This is a genomic window from Novosphingobium sp. KA1, from assembly GCF_017309955.1.
GTDB lineage: Bacteria > Pseudomonadota > Alphaproteobacteria > Sphingomonadales > Sphingomonadaceae > Novosphingobium.
Genome location: NZ_CP021247.1, coordinates 1,143,658 through 1,160,932, shown reverse-complemented (window position 1 = coordinate 1,160,932; position 17,275 = coordinate 1,143,658). Strand labels below are relative to the sequence as shown.

The 17,275-nt window shown below is 67.8% G+C and carries 18 protein-coding genes and 1 tRNA gene; 15 read left to right on the top strand and 4 right to left on the bottom strand.

Annotated elements, in window-relative coordinates; translation table 11 throughout:
* Positions 1-44: 44 nt before the first annotated feature.
* Complete coding sequence (locus CA833_RS05765) at positions 45-800, bottom strand: SDR family NAD(P)-dependent oxidoreductase (protein WP_207079506.1); 756 nt, start codon at positions 798-800, stop codon at positions 45-47.
* Positions 801-802: 2 nt separating this feature from the next.
* Entirely contained in the window at positions 803-2,134 is a 1,332-nt protein-coding gene (hisD, locus tag CA833_RS05760) for a histidinol dehydrogenase (protein WP_207079505.1), read from the bottom strand.
* Between the two features lie 173 nt (positions 2,135-2,307).
* Here hisD and CA833_RS05755 point away from each other — a divergent pair, with 173 nt between their 5' ends.
* The 3 genes from CA833_RS05755 to CA833_RS05745 are packed head-to-tail and all read left to right on the top strand — an operon-like array spanning position 2,308 to position 4,567.
* A complete protein-coding gene (locus CA833_RS05755; protein WP_207079504.1) occupies positions 2,308-3,252 on the top strand; it encodes a fumarylacetoacetate hydrolase family protein in 945 nt (314 codons plus the stop codon).
* On the top strand, positions 3,249-3,797 hold the full coding sequence (locus CA833_RS05750; RefSeq protein ID WP_207079503.1) for a cupin domain-containing protein: 549 nt from the start codon (positions 3,249-3,251) through the stop codon (positions 3,795-3,797). Before CA833_RS05755 ends, CA833_RS05750 begins: the two co-directional genes overlap by 4 nt.
* Before the next feature lie 2 nt (positions 3,798-3,799).
* Positions 3,800-4,567, top strand: coding sequence for an SDR family NAD(P)-dependent oxidoreductase (locus CA833_RS05745; protein ID WP_207079502.1), 768 nt, complete (start codon positions 3,800-3,802; stop codon positions 4,565-4,567).
* A 221-nt stretch (positions 4,568-4,788) separates the two neighbouring features.
* On the opposite strand, the gene CA833_RS05740 is transcribed toward CA833_RS05745, so the two are convergent.
* Positions 4,789-4,862, bottom strand: a tRNA-Gln gene (locus CA833_RS05740).
* A gap of 142 nt (positions 4,863-5,004) precedes the next feature.
* Here CA833_RS05740 and CA833_RS05735 point away from each other — a divergent pair.
* Together CA833_RS05735 and CA833_RS05730 are read left to right on the top strand one after the other, a co-directional pair.
* Positions 5,005-6,456: a Ppx/GppA phosphatase family protein gene (locus CA833_RS05735; protein ID WP_207079501.1), complete on the top strand. Its 1,452-nt coding sequence runs from the start codon at positions 5,005-5,007 to the stop codon at positions 6,454-6,456.
* Positions 6,453-7,124: an RlmE family RNA methyltransferase gene (locus CA833_RS05730; protein ID WP_142636990.1), complete on the top strand. Its 672-nt coding sequence runs from the start codon at positions 6,453-6,455 to the stop codon at positions 7,122-7,124. Before CA833_RS05735 ends, CA833_RS05730 begins: the two co-directional genes overlap by 4 nt.
* Before the next feature lie 131 nt (positions 7,125-7,255).
* On the opposite strand, the gene CA833_RS05725 is transcribed toward CA833_RS05730, so the two are convergent.
* Positions 7,256-7,873, bottom strand: a complete 618-nt coding sequence (locus CA833_RS05725; protein WP_207079500.1) for a cytochrome c family protein — start codon at positions 7,871-7,873, stop codon at positions 7,256-7,258.
* Positions 7,874-7,994: 121 nt separating this feature from the next.
* On the opposite strand from CA833_RS05725, the gene CA833_RS05720 reads away from it, so the two are divergent.
* The 10 genes from CA833_RS05720 (at position 7,995) to CA833_RS05675 (ending at position 17,215) form a co-directional block, all read left to right on the top strand.
* Positions 7,995-8,903: a prephenate dehydratase gene (locus tag CA833_RS05720; RefSeq protein WP_142636992.1), complete on the top strand. Its 909-nt coding sequence runs from the start codon at positions 7,995-7,997 to the stop codon at positions 8,901-8,903.
* A 186-nt stretch (positions 8,904-9,089) separates the two neighbouring features.
* Entirely contained in the window at positions 9,090-9,743 is a 654-nt protein-coding gene (locus CA833_RS05715) for a hypothetical protein (protein ID WP_142636993.1), read from the top strand.
* Positions 9,740-11,068, top strand: a complete 1,329-nt coding sequence (locus CA833_RS05710; protein WP_207079499.1) for a DUF4350 domain-containing protein — start codon at positions 9,740-9,742, stop codon at positions 11,066-11,068. Before CA833_RS05715 ends, CA833_RS05710 begins: the two co-directional genes overlap by 4 nt.
* Complete coding sequence (locus tag CA833_RS05705; protein ID WP_207079498.1) at positions 11,065-12,039, top strand: MoxR family ATPase; 975 nt, start codon at positions 11,065-11,067, stop codon at positions 12,037-12,039. Before CA833_RS05710 ends, CA833_RS05705 begins: the two co-directional genes overlap by 4 nt.
* Positions 12,040-12,043: 4 nt before the next feature.
* Positions 12,044-13,372 (top strand): DUF58 domain-containing protein, encoded by a 1,329-nt coding sequence (locus CA833_RS05700; RefSeq protein ID WP_207079497.1) that lies wholly within the window; start codon positions 12,044-12,046, stop codon positions 13,370-13,372.
* Positions 13,369-14,439, top strand: coding sequence for a stage II sporulation protein M (locus CA833_RS05695; protein ID WP_207079496.1), 1,071 nt, complete (start codon positions 13,369-13,371; stop codon positions 14,437-14,439). Before CA833_RS05700 ends, CA833_RS05695 begins: the two co-directional genes overlap by 4 nt.
* A 5-nt stretch (positions 14,440-14,444) precedes the next feature.
* Positions 14,445-15,374 (top strand): RDD family protein, encoded by a 930-nt coding sequence (locus CA833_RS05690; RefSeq protein ID WP_207079968.1) that lies wholly within the window; start codon positions 14,445-14,447, stop codon positions 15,372-15,374.
* Complete coding sequence (locus CA833_RS05685; RefSeq protein WP_142637006.1) at positions 15,371-15,838, top strand: GNAT family N-acetyltransferase; 468 nt, start codon at positions 15,371-15,373, stop codon at positions 15,836-15,838. Before CA833_RS05690 ends, CA833_RS05685 begins: the two co-directional genes overlap by 4 nt.
* Positions 15,838-16,359: a GNAT family N-acetyltransferase gene (locus CA833_RS05680; protein WP_207079495.1), complete on the top strand. Its 522-nt coding sequence runs from the start codon at positions 15,838-15,840 to the stop codon at positions 16,357-16,359. Before CA833_RS05685 ends, CA833_RS05680 begins: the two co-directional genes overlap by 1 nt.
* Positions 16,360-16,363: 4 nt before the next feature.
* A complete protein-coding gene (locus tag CA833_RS05675) occupies positions 16,364-17,215 on the top strand; it encodes a sulfurtransferase (RefSeq protein ID WP_207079494.1) in 852 nt (283 codons plus the stop codon).
* The last annotated feature ends 60 nt before the right edge of the window (positions 17,216-17,275 follow it).

Below are 17,275 nucleotides of genomic sequence, written 5' to 3'. Positions count from 1 at the left end.
CGAGGCATCAGGTGTTCCACCTGATTAGAAAACGCTTGGGGCGATTATTCGGCGGTCCAGCCGCCATCGACGACAAGGCTGGTGCCGGTCATGAGCGCGGAGGCGTCGGAGGCGAGGAACAGCACCGCGCCCATCAGGTCCTCCACCTGGCCGATGCGGCCGAGCTTGATCTTCGAAAGCACGCTGGCCTTGAAGGCTTCGTCCTCGAAGAAGGGTTTGGTCAGCGGGGTTTCGATGAATGTCGGGGCGATCGTGTTGGAGCGGATGCCATGTGGGGCAAGGTCCAGCGCCATGGCCTTGTTCATGCCCTCCAGCGCCCACTTGCTGGCGCAGTAGAGCGAGCGGTTCGGCCCGCCGACATGCCCCATCTGGCTGCCCATGTGGATCAGGCTGCCCCTGGTGCCGGTACCTGTCATCCGCTTCACGCAGGCCTGCGCCACGAAAAAGGCGGACTTGAGATTGAGGTCGAGCACGGCATCGTAATCCTGCTCGCTCACCTCCCACATCGGCTTGGGGCGGTTGGTGCCGGCATTGTTGACGAGCACGTGGAACGGCGCGCGGTCCGCGAAGAACGCGGCCACGGCGCCGAGGTCGGAAACGTCGAGCGTCGCGGCGCATGCACCATTGCCGATCTCGGCGGCAGCCGCCTCGATCTCCCCCGAGGTGCGGGCAACCAGCGTGACCTCGGCGCCCGCCGCCGCCAGCGCGGCGGCGGCGCCGAGGCCGATGCCCCGGCCCGCGCCGGTCACCACAGCCCGGCGTCCATCAAGGCGCAGGCTCGGGGTCTGCGGGATCGCCATGGTCAGGCCGCCGTCTCGGGCGTCGGTTCGGCCTGCCCGGCATAGGGCACGTTGCGCCCGCCGAAGCGCCGCACGCGGATATTCGCCTGCTCGCCGTGGCCTGCGAAGCCCTCCAGCGCGCAGAGGCGCGAGCAATATTCGCCGATCAGCGCCGAGGCCTCGTCGGTGGTGACGCGCTGGTAGGTGCAGGTCTTCAGGAACTTGCCGACCCACAGGCCGCCGGTGTAGCGCGACGACTTCTTCGTGGGCAGCGTGTGGTTGGTGCCGATCACCTTGTCGCCGAAGCTGACATTGGTGCGGCTCCCCAGGAACAGCGCGCCGTAGTTGGTCATGGTGCTCAGGAAATAGTCCGGATCGGCGGTCATCACCTGCACGTGCTCGCTGGCGATCTCGTCGGCGACCCTGACCATCTCCTCGTAGCTGTCCGCCACGATCACTTCGCCGAAGTTTTCCCAGGCCTTGCGGGCATGGTCGGCGGTGGGGAGGATCTGCAGCAGGCGCTCGATCTCGGCCATTGTGGCGCGGGCGAATTTCTCGGAATTGGTCAGCAGCACGCCGGGGCTGTCCGGCCCGTGCTCGACTTGCCCGAGGATATCGGTGGCGGCGATTTCGGGATCGCAGCCGATCTCGTCGGCAATGATCAGGGTTTCGGTCGGCCCGGCGAACAGGTCGATGCCGACACGCCCGAAAAGCTGGCGCTTGGCTTCGGCGACAAAGGCATTGCCGGGACCGACAAGGATATCGACCGGATCGATGCTCTGCGTGCCGATCGCCATGGCGCCGACCGCCTGGATGCCGCCCAGCGCATAGATCGCATCGGCCCCGGCCATGGCCTGCGCGGCGACGATCGCGCGCGCCGGCTGGCCCTGAAACGGCGGGGCGCAGGTGACGACGCGCTTCACGCCCGCGACCTTGGCGGTGATCACCGACATGTGCGCGGAGGCCAGCAGCGGATACTTGCCGCCGGGCACATAGCAGCCTGCGGAATTCAGAGGGATGTTCCGGTGGCCCAGCACGACGCCGGGCAGCGTCTCGACTTCCACGTCCTGCATCGAAGCGCGCTGGATCTGGGCGAAGTTCTTCACCTGCGCCTGCGCGAACTCGATGTCCTTGCGTTCCTGCGGGGTCAGGCTGTCGACGCAGGCGTCGATTTCGGCTTGGCTGAGGCGGTAGTCGTCGCGGTCCCAGCCGTCGAACCGGATCGACATCTCGCGCACCGCTTCGTCGCCGCGCTTCTCGATATCGGCAAGCGCCGCCTCGACGATGTCGCGAACCTTGCGGTCCGCGTCTGCCTTTGCCTCGGCAGTGGCGCCGCGCTTCAGCCAGGTGGCCATGATATTCTCCCGATCCGGTGTGACGTGATTTTCACCGGACCTAGCGCCGGGGGGCGAGCGGGGACCATCGCATGTTATCGATGGCTTGCTATCGATCCTATGCCGTTGTTGCCGCAGGAGGGCTTCGCTAGCCCGGTTCTCAAGGAAAGAGCATTCCGGGAGAGAACCAAGACATGCGCCTCGCAACCCTCGATGACGGCACCCCCGACGGGCGCCTCGTCGTCGTTTCGCCCGAGGGCGACCGTTTTGCGCCCGCGCCGGTGGATACGCTGCAGCAGGCGATGGAAAGCTGGGCCTTTGTCGCGCCGGTGCTGGCCGGGATTTCGGAGTTTCCCGAGGCGCTGGACGCCGCGTTGCTGCGCGCACCGCTGCCGCGTGCCTGGCAATGGCTCGATGGCTCCGCGTTCGCCTGCCACGGCGAACTGATGGACAAGGCGCTGGGCGTCGTGCCGGTGAAGACCGGCAAGCCGCTGATGTATCAGGGCACGTCTGACAAGTTTTACGGCCCGGCCGAGGATGTGCGCTTCCTTACCGAAGAGAACGGTATCGATTTCGAGGGCGAGTTCGGCGTGATCGTCGACGGCGTACCGATGGGGACCTGCGCCGAAGACTGCATGCAGCACATTCGCCTGATCGTGCAGATCAACGACTGGTCGCTGCGCAAGCTGGCCGGGCCGGAGATGAAGACCGGCTTCGGCTGGGTCCAGGCCAAGCCGCCCTGTTCGATGGCGCCCTTTGCGGTGACGCCGGAGGAACTGGGCGACCAGTGGCGGGGTGGCCGCGTCTGCATGGACCTCTTGGTGGACTGGAACGGCCAGCGCTTCGGCGCCGCCAATGGCGAGCCGATGGGGCACGGCTTCCACGAACTGGTCGCCCACGCCTGCGCCACGCGCGATCTGGTGGCGGGTACGGTGATCGGCTCGGGCACCGTCTCCAACGCAAACTACCGCGAGATCGGCTCCTCCTGCATCGCCGAGCGGCGCGGCATCGAGCTGGTCGATTTCGGCGCGCCGCGCACCGAATTCATGCGCTTCGGCGATACCGTGCGCATGCAGGGAACCCTTGCCGACGGCCGCGCGCCGTTCGGCGTCATCGAACAGAAGGTTGTACAGGCATGAGCGAAGTCCTTTCCGATTCCGGCCTGCCGCCCATCCAGCGTGTCGTCACCGGCCACGACGGGAACGGGCGCGCGGTGTTCCGCTCCGAAGACGTGACGCCGACGAAAATGATCCTCTCGGGCGATGCCTCGTTCCTGACGATCTGGACCACCGCCTCCGTCCCTGCCGACAACAACGACGAAACCGAAGGTCGCGAACGCCCCACTGGCACGACGCTCGAAGGCGGCTCGGTGATCCGCGTGGTGGACATGCTGCCGGGCAAGCAGAGCCCGATGCACCGCACCAACTCGATCGACTACGGGGTGGTGATGAAGGGCGAGATCGAGCTGGAACTGGAGGACGGCCGCAAGACGACCGTGCGCGAGGGCGGCATCATCGTCCAGCGCGGCACCAACCACCTCTGGCGCAACACCAGCGACGCGGTCTGCCGGATCGCCTTCATCCTGATCGAGGCACCCGCTTACCTCCATAACGGCGTACCGCTGGATGAGGCCAAGCCCGAACAGGTCGATCCCGTCTACAACGCGGCGGCAAACGAGGACTGAGCATGGTCGACCTCTCGGGCCAGTTTGACCTCGCGGGGCGGAGCGCCATCGTCACCGGCTCCACGCGCGGGATCGGACGCGCGATTGCCGAGGGGCTGATCGCGCAGGGCGCGCGCGTGGTGATCTCCAGCGAGGATGCGCAGGACACCGCGCGCGTCGCTGCCGAACTCGGCATGCCCGGGCAGCCCTGCGATGTGACCGATGACGGGGCGCTTGCGGCCTTGGTGGATCGCGCAGTGGCGGAATTCGGCGGGCTGGACGTGCTGGTCTGCAATGCCGGGATCACCGGCAGGGCAGGGGCTTTTGCCGATCTCGACATGGCTGACTATGCCCGCGTCATGGCGATCAACCTCACCAGTCAGGTCGCGCTCTGCAACCTGGCCCTGCCAAAAATCGCGGAGCGTGGGGGCGGGGTGGCAGTGCTGGTCTCCAGCCTCTCGGGCCTCAGGGGCAACGGGCGCATCAACGCCTATGCGCTTGCCAAGGCGGGCGTCGCGCAGCTGGCGCGCAATCTGGCGGTGGAGTGGGGACCGCGCGGCGTACGCGTCAACGCGATCTCGCCGGGTTTCATCGCCACCGAACTGTCCGGCCCCTTGCTGGCGGACGAGGCCTTCATGGCCCGCCGCATGGCCATGACCCCGCTGCGCCGCCCCGGCATGCCGCGGGAGGTGGCAGGCGCTGCCGTCTTCCTTGCATCGGATGCCGGGGCCTTTGTCACCGGGCACAATCTGGTGGTGGATGGCGGGACGCTGATTACCGACGGCTCGTGAGCGGCACGTTCCCCCCGCCCCGCCGCGAATCGGTCTGTCCCCCATCGAGCCGATCAACGCCGCAGCGAAAGGCTGGGCATTTCCCGTTTTGCCGGCAGCAAGCCCCGACCCATTGATGCCGCGCACCATGGTGAGCGGCACGCGCGAAAACCGCCGCGCACGCCGCACGAGGCCGTGAGAGCTCGGGAACTATCCCGCAATTTCATCGATTTGGGGAAGATTGGATGCCCCGCGAGGATTCGAACCTCGATAGACGGAATCAGAATCCGTAGTCTTACCATTAGACGACGGGGCATCGGGAGGCGCCCCTCTAGTAGCGGTCGTGATTCGGGTCAACACCCTTTTTTACCGCCCTTGCTCCTTTCTCGTCTGGGCGTTAGCATCGGCGCAGGTATCCGCCACGCATGGCGGCAGATTTTTTGAAGAGATTTTGAAATATGGCGGAGCACGATCCGCCGGCAGCAAGAGTCGACGTGCCAGGCCGCCCAAGCAGGCGGCGCAAGGCGAGGAGGGGCAAATCGCGCCCGTCCGGCCCGGGCACGGCCAAGGCGAAGGGGCAGGCAAAGGATGCCGGCGCCGTCGCGGCAGGCGGAGCGCCGCGCGAAGAATCAGCAAACCGGGCGTCGGCACCGCCGCGCCGGGCGAAGTCGCGTACGGCCCGCAAATCGGGCAAGTCGCGCAAACCCGGCAAGAAGGTTGAGGGCGCGCAGGCGCGCTCGGCCGAAGCGCGCTCCCCCGAGGTCGCCGCGCCGGCTGCCGCCGAATCGCGTATTCTCGAAGTGCGCGGGCTCGAAGTACGGGGCACCGGTGGTCTGCCGCTGATCCGCGATTCGCTGCTGGCTCATCCCGCCGGGCGTCCGTCCGGGCGGCAGTCCTATGCCGCGATCGACCTTGGCACCAACAATTGCCGCCTGCTGATCGCCCGTCCTTCGGGCGAGAACTTCACGGTGATCGATGCCTTCAGCCGCGTCGTCCGGCTGGGCGAGGGGCTGGCGCAGTCCGGGCGTCTTTCCGATGCGGCGATGGAGCGCACGCTCGGCGCGCTGCGCGTCTGCGCGGACAAGCTGATGCGGCGCAACGTCTACCTCGCCCGCTCGGTGGCGACCGAGGCCTGCCGCCGCGCGGTCAACGGGCCCGAGTTCATCGAGCGCGTGCGCGCGGAAACCGGGATTGCGCTCGACATCATCAGCGCCCGCGAGGAAGCGCGGCTGGCGGTGCTGGGCTGCCATGTCCTGCTCGAATCGGGGCTGGGCCCGGCGATGATCTTCGACATCGGCGGCGGTTCCACCGAACTCGTGCTGATCGAGAGCACCGGCACGGTGCCGCGCATCCTCGACTGGCAGTCGGTGCCCTGGGGCGTGGTCTCGCTCACCGAAAGCTGCCCGCCCGAAGGCTCGACGCTGGAAGAGCGGCTGGCGCGCTATCGCCACATGCACGGCATCGTCGCGGACAGCTTCGCCGCATTTTCCAAGCGCGTTTCCGGGGCCCGCGAAAGCGCCGCGCAGACCGGGCCGCTGCGCCTGCTGGGGACCAGCGGCACGGTGACGACGCTGGCAAGCCTTCATCTCGAACTGCCGCAGTACGACCGCCGCATGGTGGACGGCCTGATCGTGCCCGCCGAATCGATGCGCGGGATCAGCGCCAGGCTGTCCTCGATGTCGATCGAGGAGCGCCGCGAACTCAACTGCATCGGGCGGGAGAGGGCCGATCTCGTGGTGGCCGGATGTGCTATCCTCGAGGCGATTCTCGATCTCTGGCCGGCCGCCCGCCTCGGCGTTGCCGACCGCGGCATTCGCGAAGGCATCCTGCGCAGCCTCATCGCTTCGCATTCATCGAACAAGACCATGCTCGCCACCGCGGGCGCACAAGCATTGGAGGCCCGGCCGTGAGCCGATCCGGACGCGATCCCAAGGAGCGGCTTCGTACCGCCAAGAAGCGCACGACCAGTTCGGCGCGCTGGCTGACCCGCCAGCTCAACGACCCTTACGTGAAGAAGGCCAAGGCCGACGGCTATCGCAGCCGCGCTGCCTACAAGCTGGTCGAGCTCGACGAGAAGTTCGACCTGTTCAAGGGTGTCGAGCGCGCGGTCGACCTCGGCATCGCGCCGGGCGGCTGGAGCCAGGTGCTGCGCCTCAAGCGCCCGCAGGCGAAGATCGTGGGCATCGACCTGCTGCCCACCGACCCGATCGAGGGGGTGACGATCTTCGAGATGGACTTCATGGCCGACGAGGCGCCCGCCGCGCTGGAAGGTGCGCTCGACGGGCCGCCCGACCTCGTGCTGTCGGACATGGCGGCGAACACCGTGGGCCACAAGCAGACCGACCACTTGCGCACGATGGGCCTGGTCGAGACTGCCGCCGACTTCGCGATCCAGACCCTGGCGCCGGGCGGTACTTTTGTGGCCAAGGTCTTTGCGGGCGGCACCGATACCGAACTGCTGAACCTGCTCAAGCGCCGCTTTTCGAGCGTCAAGCATGCCAAGCCGCCGGCGAGCCGCAAGGATTCGTCCGAGTGGTACGTGATCGCCAAGGGCTTCAAGGGGCGCGAGGAGGCGTAATCGCCTTTATCGTCCTGCCCGTATATTCGCGGGCCGGGTTCCTGGCAGCCCCCGAATGACGAAAACGGCCCGACAGGCGACTCGGTGAAGCCTGCGGACCGTTTTCTGCCGGCCGGAGCCGGATCTGGGAATTACTGCGCGGCGGCCGAGGCTTCGCCGGCCGGTGCTGCCGAGGCATCGCCCGCAGGCGCGTCGGCGGCGGGTGCGGCAGCGGGCGCAGCGGCGGTCGGCAGCGGCAGGTTGGAGCCCTGGGCGTTGAGATAGGCGATCACGTTGGCGCGGTCTTCCGGCTTGGGAAGCCCCGCGAAGGTCATCTTGGTGCCGGGCGCCATTGCCTTGGGGCTCTTGAGCCACTGGTTCAGCTTGTCGAAGTCCCACTTGCCGCCCACGCCCTTGAGCGCGTCGGAGAAGGCGAAGCCGCCCACGCCCTTGCCCACGTCCTCGCCGACGACGCCGTAGAGGTTGGGGCCGATGCCGTTGGCGCCGCCCTGGTTGACCGTGTGGCACGACTGGCACTTGGCGAACGTGGCCTGGCCCTTGGCGACGTCGGCGCTGGCGAGCAGCGTGGCGATCGGCGGCTCGGCGCCGCCCTCGGCGGTCTGTTCCACGCCTTCGATCGCATAGCCCATCGTCGCCGGACGGTCATGCTTGTCGGCGCGAAAATACATGCCACTGGCAATCGAAAGACCGAGACCTACGACCCCGGCGAACAGAGTCCACCCGGCAATTGTATTGAAACGATCGTCCATGTCCTGTCTGCCCCGGGTATTGTTATGATGATCCTCTTGGCTTCGAGGTCGTAATGTTGCCCGCAAGTTAGCGCAAGAGCCATTGCGGTCGCGCGCAATGCCGCCTAATCGCGCGGACGCTATGAACTCCTATCCCAAACCCGCACTCGAACTCGTTTCGCGCATGGCTGACGCGGCCGCGGCAGATCCCGCCCGGGCGATGGCGTTCCAGGGCGCGCCCGGATGCAATTCGCATCGCGCCGCGCTGGAATACGATTCCAATGCCCTGCCGCTGCCGTGCTTCTCGTTCGAGGACGCGCTCGACGCGGTGAAGGAAGGGCGCGCCGAGCGGGCGATCATCCCGATCGAGAACTCGCAGCACGGGCGCGTGGCCGACATCCACTTCCTGCTGCCCGAAAGCGGGCTGTCGATCGTGGGCGAGCATTTCATGGCGATCCACCATGCGCTGATGGCGCTGCCCCATGCCGATGGCAGCACCGGTCCGTTCTCGGCCGCCTACAGCCATCCGCAGGGCCTCGGCCAGTCGCGCCATTACTTGCGCGAGCGGGGCATCGTGCCGATGGCCTATGCCGATACCGCCGGCGCCGCGGCGCTGGTGCGCGAACTGGGCGATACCGGCGCCTGCGCCATCGCCCCCAAGCTGGCGGCCGAACTCTACGACCTCAGGGTCGTCGAGGAAAACGTCGAGGACGCGGCGAACAACACCACGCGCTTCGTGGTGCTGGCGCGCGAGCCGCTCGATCCCTTCGCGCTCAAGGGCGAGAAGGCGATGACGACCTTCATCTTCGAGGTGAAGAACATTGCCGCCGCGCTCTACAAGGCGCTGGGCGGGTTCGCGACCAACGGCGTCAACATGACCAAGCTGGAAAGCTACCAGATCGGCGCCAGTTTCGCGGCGACGACGTTCTATGCCGACATCGAGGGCGCGCCGGGCGATCCGCGCGTGGATTCGGCGCTGCAGGAACTGGCCTTCCACTGCAAGTACGTGCGCCCGCTCGGCACGTATCGCCAGGCGCGCGCGCGGGGCTGAACTAAATTGAACGGGGCCGGTCCCGGACTGGCCCTGAGATTTCGCCTGCGACGCCGCCGGACAGGTCGCGGGCGTCCGGGCGAAATCATGAAAAGCGCTGTTCGGACAACTTGTTAAGCGACACTGGCTTGCCTGCCGGTCCACCCCGTGCCAATCATCGGCGCGGTGGTAGCAGATAGGGCTTGAGTGGCGGGGCAAGCAGCAGCAGCGGCGGCAGCAAAGGCGGGTGAGGACTGGGCGGAGGTGCGCGGCGCGTCCGACATCCAGTACGCGCCCTTGCCGCATGTCCGGGTGCCGCCGGCGCAGACGCCCGAATGGCTGCGCGCACTCGGCCGCTGGCTCGAATGGCTGCTGGCCCCGGTCGGGCGGGCGCTGGGCATGTCCTGGCCGATCTTCCAGTATGTGCTGATCGCGCTTGCCGCGGTGCTGGCGCTGTTTGTGCTCTGGCGGGTGCTGGGGCCGATGCTGCTGGATCGCCGGCCGAAGGACGCGGATGAGGGCGTGGCGGCATGGGTGCCCGACCGGGCCGAGGCCGCCGCCCTCCTCGAGGATGCCGACCGGCTGGCCGCCGAAGGCCGGTTCGCCGAGGCGACCCATCTCCTCCTGCGCCGCAGCGTGCAGCAGATCCGCGCCAGCCGTCCGGACTGGATCCACCCGGCCAGCACCGCGCGCGAGATTTCGGTGCTGGCGGCGCTGCCCGAGGCCGGTCGCCATGCCTTTGCCACGATCGCCGAGCGGGTGGAGCGCAGCCGCTTTGCCCTGCGCGATCTGGGCGCGCCGGACTGGGTGGCCGCGCGCGAGGCCTATGCCGCCTTTGCGCAAGTGCGGCTGGCGGCATGAACGGCAACGACCTGCATCCCGAAACCGTCGAAGTCGGCGCCAATCCCTTCTCGCGCCGGGCGGTGCTGGCGCTCGTCCTGCTGGGCACCGCGCTGTTCATGGCGCTGCTGTGGATGATCGGCACCGGTATCGGGTTCAGCGAGACCAATGACGGTGAGGCCCATGCCGAGGGACGCGGGCTCAACGGCTATGCGGCGATGGCGCAATATCTCGAACTGCGCGGCCATCCGGTGCATAAGTCACGCAATGCCGGCTCGCTCGACAAGCGGGGGCTGCTGGTGCTGACGCCGCCGAGCATGAGCGACGGCAAGGCAATCGACAAGATCGTCTCCAAACGGCGCTATACCGGCCCGACGCTGGTCATCGCTCCCAAGTGGCTGGCCTATCCCGCATCGCGCGAGCAGGAGCAGAAGGGCGCGCAGAAGGGCTGGGTCAATATCGATGACGTCGCGCCGTTCGAGTGGAAGGGTTTTCTCGACGATGTCACCGTGGGAACCGGGCAGGCGAACGGCGGCGCCCGGCCGCTGAACTGGAAGGGGCTCGGCCTCACCGGCACGTTGCCCAGCCGCAAGGCGGTGCAGTGGGGCAAGGGGGAAAACCTCGTGCCGCTGGTCGAGGATGAAAAGGGCCGGATTCTGGCTGGTTTCATTGCCGACGGCGGCGATTATCCGGGACTGGCACAGGCTGCCGGTGTCTCGCTGGAAATCGATGAAGAGGTCGGTGCCATCTACCCGATCGTTGTGGTGTTCGAGCCCGATCTCGTCGACAACTGGGGCATGGCGGACCGCCGCTCGGCGCAGCTGATCGATGCGCTGGTCGCGGCCAGCGAGGTCGGCCCCAGCCAGGACGTCACTTTCGATCTTACGCTGAACGGCTTCGGACGGGCGCAGAACCTGCTGACGCTGGCCTTCACGCCGCCGTTCCTGGCGGCCACGCTGTGTCTCCTGCTGGCCGCGCTGGTGCTCGGCTGGCGCGCGTTCCTGCGCTTCGGTCCCCCGGCGGTTTCCGGGCGGGCGATCGCCTTCGGCAAGCGCGCGCTGGTGGCCAATGCGGCAGGTCTGGTGCGCCGCACCGGGCGGCTTCACCTGATTTCCCGGCCTTATGCCGATCACGCGCGCGACCGGCTGGTGCGCGCGCTCGGCTTGCCCCGCACGCTCGACGGCGCCGATGCCGATGCCGCCATCGACCGCGCCCTTGCCGCGCGTGATCCCGGCGCCGAACCCTTTTCACGGATCGCCGCGCGCCTGAGGCTGGCGCGGCGTTCGCAGGAACTCGTCAAGGCTGCGCGCGATCTCCACGCGCTCGAAAGGAAGCTTACCCGATGACCGACGCCCAGACCCTCGACCTCGCGCAAGTCGCCGCGCTGGCCGCGGACATCCGCGAGCAGATCGCCAAGGCGGTGGTCGGCCAGCACGCGGCGGTGGAGCACATGCTGATCGCGCTGATGGCGCGCGGCCATGTCCTGCTCGAAGGCCCTCCGGGAACCGCCAAGACGTTCCTCGCGCAGTCGTTCGCGGCGGCGATCGGGCTCGATTTCGGGCGGATCCAGTTCACCCCGGACCTGATGCCGGGCGACATCCTGGGGTCGAACCTGTTCAATTTCCAGACCAGCCAGTTCACCCTGACCCACGGCCCGATCTTCTGCGACCTGCTGCTGGCGGACGAGATCAACCGCACCCCGCCCAAGACCCAGGCGGCGCTGCTCGAAGCGATGCAGGAGCGGCGGGTGACGCTCGACGGCACCGCCCATCCGCTGCCCGACCAGTTCATGGTGGTGGCAACGCAGAACCCGATCGAGAGCCAGGGCGTCTATCCGCTGCCCGAAGCCCAGCTCGACCGTTTCCTGTTCAAGCTCGACATCGCCTATCCCAGCCTCGAGGAGGAACTGCGCATCGTCACCCGCTTCGGCGAGAATCGCGGCGCGCCGAGCCCGGCGGACTGCGGCATCCTTGCGGTGGCCAGCCCCGCGCTGCTGGAGGCGGCGACCCGCGCGGTCTCGGCCGTAACGCTGGCGGAAAGCGTGACCGACTATATCGTGCGGCTGGTCCGCGCCACCCGCGAAAGCCCCGATCTTGCCGGCGGCGCCTCGCCGCGCGCGGCGGTGCTGCTGGCAGGGGCAGCCCGCGCGCGCGCCGCGCTCGACGGGCGTGACTACGTGGTGCCCGACGATGTGAAGGCGCTGGCGCCCAGCGTGCTGCGCCACCGCCTGCTGCTGAGCCCGGCGGCCGAGATCGAGGGCAAGCAGGTGGAAGCGCTGGTCGCCCACCTCGTGGAGCAGACCGAGGCGCCGCGCTGACGCGATGAGCCTGCGTTTCGCCCCCCTGGTTCCCACCGCCCGCGCGGCGGCGCTGCTGGCGATCGCCGCGCCGGTCGCGCTGGTGATCGGCGCGGCGCGGCCGGAGGCGTGGATCGCGGCGCCTCTGGTCGGTCTTGCGGTCTTTGTGCTGGTGTTCTGTGACGCCTTGCTCGCCGGGCGGCTGGAGCGGTTCCGGGTCACCGTGCCGGGCGATGTCGAAGTGGGCGCCGAGGCGGTCATCGCGGTCGAAGCGGCGCTGCGCGGCGGGCGGGCATCGCGCATCGAGGTTGCGCTGGGCTGCGATCCGCGTCTGGCAGAAGGGGGGCGCGGGCAGTTTTCGCTCCGCCGTGATGGCGAGGAATGGCGCGGAAATCTGCCGTTTCGACCCTCGCGCCGCGGCACCGGCAAAGTCAGCCGCACCTGGCTGCGCTGGACCGGACCGCTGGGGCTCGGCGCGCGGCAACTGGCGGGCGATCTCGATGAGGAGGTGCGGGTCTGGCCCAATGTCGCGGCGGTGCGTTCGCCGGCATTGCAGGTCTTTCTCAAGGACGCGCAGTTCGGCGTCCTCGCCCGCCGGATTCGCGGCGAGGGCACGCAGTTCGAATCGCTCGCCGAATACGAACCGGGCATGGATCGCCGCCGGATCGACTGGAAGTCCTCGGCCCGCCACGTCCATCTCTACGCCAAGGAATACGAGGTCGAACGCAACAACCAGATCGTCTTCGCCTTCGACTGCGGGCAGTCGATGTGCGAGCCGGTCGACGGCGTGCCGCGGCTCGACCGGGCGGTCTCGGCCGCACTGGCGACGGGCTATGTCGCGCTCAAGGGCGGCGACCGCGTGGCCCTGTTCGGATTTGCCGCGCATCCGGAAGTCTCGACGCCGTTCATCGCCGCCTCGCGCGATTTCCACCGCCTGCAGCGGGCTGCCGCCGGGCTCGAATACCGCTCGGAAGAACCGAACTTCACGCTTGCGCTGGCGACACTCGCGGCGCGGCTGCAGCGCCGCTCGCTGATCGTGGTCTTTTCCGAATTTGCCGATCCTACCAGCGCGCAGCTGATGATCGAATCGATCGGCCGCCTGGTCTCGCGCCATCTGGTGCTGTTCGTGGCGATCGCCGACGAGGAACTGGAAGGCATCTCGTCGGCGGCACCCGATGACATGGAGGCGCTGTCGATGGCGGTTTCCGCGGATCTGCTGCTGCGCCAGCGGGCGCTGGTCCTGCGCGAACTGCGGCAGATGGGCGTTGAAGTGATCGAGGCACCCTATGCGGCGATCGGCACGCGGCTGATCGATGCCTATCTGGCGATCAAGCGTTCGGGAGCAATCGGATGAACGCGATGTCGACAGGGACGGATATGGCCGCAGGACAGGCCAGCGCTATCGCCAGCGTGGCCTTGCGCTCCGACCGGTTCCGGCTCGAGCGCGAGGGCGACTGGCAGCGGCTCGAGGCCATCGTCACGCGTATGGAAAAGGGGCGGCTGCGCAGCCTTTCCGACGAGGACCTGCTGGCCTTGCCGGGGCTCTACCGCACGGTGGCCTCCAGCCTCTCGATCGCCCGCGAAACCTCGCTCGACGCGGCCACGCTGGCCTATCTCGAGGCGCTGGTGCAGCGGGCTTGGTTCGTGGTCTACGGCCCGCGTTCCTCGCTGTGGGACTGGCTGCGCGGCTTCCTGGGCGGCGGCTGGAGCGCGGCGGTGCGGGCCATGTGGGTGGACGTGCTGGTGGCGCTGGCGGTCATGGTCGCAGGGACGCTGGTCGGCTGGTTGCTCGTCGCCCACGATACCGAGTGGTATGCGGCGTTGGTCTCGCCCGAAATGGCGGGATCGCGCGTCCCCGGCGCCACGCGCGAGGCGCTGCACGCCACGCTGTTCGGCCAATCCGGCCGTTCGGGCATGAGCGTGTTTGCCGCCAGCCTGTTCAGCAACAATGCCCAGGTCTGCATCCTCTCCTTCGCGCTCGGTTTTGCACTGGGCGTGCCGACACTCCTGCTGCTGGTGCAGAACACCGCGCTGCTCGGGGCGATGCTGTGGCTCTACAGCGGCAAGGGGCTGCTGCTCGACTTCACCGGCTGGCTGGCGATCCACGGCACCACCGAACTCTTCGCGATCCTGCTGGCGGGGGCCGCGGGGCTGCATATTGGCCGTTCCATGGCATTTCCCGGACGGCGCTCGGTGCTGGCTGCGGCTTCCGAGGCTGGACGCCGCGCGGCGACGGTGATGACCGGGGTGGTGCTGATGCTGATCCTGGCCGCGCTGCTGGAAGGTTTTGCCCGCCAGCTGGTCGATCAGACGTTTGGACGGCTGGCGATCGGCGGCTTCATGCTGGCGCTATGGTGCGCCTACTTCTTCGCCTTTCGCGGCAATCACCCGCGCATCGGCAAACGGGGGCGCAAGGCGTGAGCGCGATGCCCAACCGCCATCGCCGCTCCTCGCGCGATCGCCTGCTGGTCACCCCGGAAGGCATCTCGGTGCCGGTCACCGTCGCCAGCCGGGGCGCCCGCTTCGGCGCTGTCGCGATCGACTTCATCGTCATGATCGTGCTCATGGTGGCAACCACCTGGGCGCTGATCTACATTGCCGGCGGGGTCACCACGTTCGATCGCAGGCTGGAGGAAAATTCCGCCGCCGGCCACGCCCTGCAGTTCCTCATGATCGTGTGGCTCATCGCGATCTTCCTGTTCCGCAACGCCTATTTCCTGTTCTTCGAACTCGGTCCGCGCGGTGCCACGCCCGGCAAGCGACTGGCCGGGATTCGCATTGCCGCGCGCGACGGTGGCCGGTTGACCGCAGAGATGGTGATTGCGCGCAATCTGCTGCGCGATGTCGAACTGTTCCTGCCGGTCGTCTTTATCCTCCAGGCGGGCGCGGACAGCGGCATCGGCTGGCTGACGGCCTGCGGCTGGTTCGCGATCTTCCTGCTGTTTCCCCTGTTCAACCGCGACAACTTGCGCGCCGGTGACGTGATCGCGGGATCCTGGGTGCTGGAGCGGCCCCGCCGGAAGCTGGAAGCGGCGCTGTCGCTGGAGGTGGAGCCCCGGAGCGAGGACGAGGACTTTGGCACCGCCCCGGCGCGCGAGTATCGCTTCACCGAGGCCGAACTGGCAGTCTATGGCGAGTACGAGCTTCAGGCGCTGGAACGGGTGCTGCGCGAGAACCGTCTGCAGGCGCTGGAAAGCGTCTATCAGACGATTGCCCACAAGATCGACCGCAACGATGGCTGGAACGACGAACGCGCGTTTCTCGAGGCCTATTACACCCAGTTGCGCGCGCGGCTCGAAGCGGGCATGCGCATGGGCCGCCGCAAGGCCGACAAGTTTGCAGGGGATGCCCGTTGACGCTCGCGCTCACCATTGTCGAGGATGACCTCGCGGCCCCTGCCGTGCTTGAACTGCTCCAGTTCCATCTGGACGAGATGCACCAGTGGTCGCCGCCCGAAAGCGTGCACGCCATGCCGGCCGAGCGCCTGCGCCAGAGCGACGTGACGTTCTTCTCGGCCTGGGACGGTGAAACCCTCGCCGGCTGCGGGGCGATCAAGCACCTCGGCGAAGGGCACGGGGAACTGAAGTCGATGCGGGCGGCACCGGCCTATCGCGGCAAGGGGGTGGGCAAGGCGATCCTGCTGCGCCTGCTCGAGGAAGCGCGCGCGCGCGGTTATGTTCGCGTCAGCCTGGAAACCGGCAGGCCCGAGCCGTTCCATCCCGCGCACGGCCTCTACCGCGCCCACGGCTTTGCCGAATGCCCGCCGTTTGGCGACTATGTTTCCGATGATTTCTCGATCTGCATGACGAAAGACCTGTGATGAACCTGCGACCCGCCGTTCCCGCCGATGCCGCCGCCCTGGCCGACCTTGGCCGCCGCAGTTTTGTCGTCAAGTTCGGGCACATGTACCGGGCGGAGGATCTCGCCAATTTCCTCGCCGAATCGCACAGCGAGGCCAAGATCGGCAAGGAGATCGCCGATCCGGAGATGCGGGTGATGCTGGCCGAGGCGGACGGCAGGTTGCTGGGTTTCTGCAAGCTGGTGATGACTTGCGGTTGGCCCGAACATGCGCGCGGCGGGCAGGTGATCGAACTCAAGCAGCTTTACACCGATCCCGATGCGACCGGACAGGGCATCGGCGCCCGGCTGATGGACTGGGCGCTGGAGGTGGCAGGCAACCACGAGGCCGACGAAGTGCAGCTCTCGGTCTGGAGCGGCAATGAGGGGGCGCAGAAATTCTATGCGCGCTATGGTTTCGCCAAGGTCGCCGACATCCACTTCATGGTCGGCGAGCAGCGCGACGAGGAATTCCTGTTCGCGCGGATGATGCAAGGATCCTGAAGCGATGGCCTATCGGACGCTGATCTCGGTTGCCGAACTGCATGCGCTACTGGCGGCGGGCGAGGAGGTACTGATCCTCGATTGCGAATTCGAACTGGGGGCGCCGGACAAGGGGCGGGAGGCCTATCTTGCCGGGCACCTGCCGGGCGCGCGTTATGCCCACCTCGATGATGATCTGGCGGCGCCTTCGGATGGCGCGAATGGCCGTCATCCCTTGCCTTCGCCGGTGGCCTTTGCCGCCTGGCTGCGCCGGCAGGGACTGAAGCAGGGGCAGCAGGTGGTGGCCTGCGATTCCAGCGGCGGAGCCTGGGCGGCGCGGGCCTGGTGGCTGCTCAACTGGGTCGGGCATGACGTGGTCGCCGTGCTTGATGGCGGCAAGCAGGCCTGGGCGCAGGCAGGACTTCCTGCCGAGACGGGGCCGGCCGGTCCGGTACGGCCGGGCGATTTCGCGGCGCAGCCGCCTCTGGTCGCCGCGCCGGTGAGCGCGGCCGAGGTCCTGGCCAATATCGAGGGCGCCGCCGCGCAAGTGCTAGATGCCCGGGATCCTTTGCGGTTCCGGGGCGATCCCAACCCGATAGATCCCGTCGCCGGGCATATCCCGGGCGCGCGCAACCGCTATTTCCGCGACAATCTCGGGCCGGACGGGCGTTTCCGTCCGGCCGCCGAACTGGCCGAGGCGTTTTTGCGACTGCTCGACGGCAAGCCTGCGGTGCTGTCCTGCGGATCCGGCGTCACCGCCTGCCACAATGCCCTCGCCATGGCCCATGCCGGGCTTGCAGGGGCGCGGCTCTATCCCGGATCGTGGAGCGAGTGGATCGCCGATCCTGCTCGCCCGGTGGAGACCGGCGCCTGCTGACTTTTCCAATCTGCCTTGCAAGCGGCTGAAATATCAACTGCTTGCGTTCTTGCTTCGGGC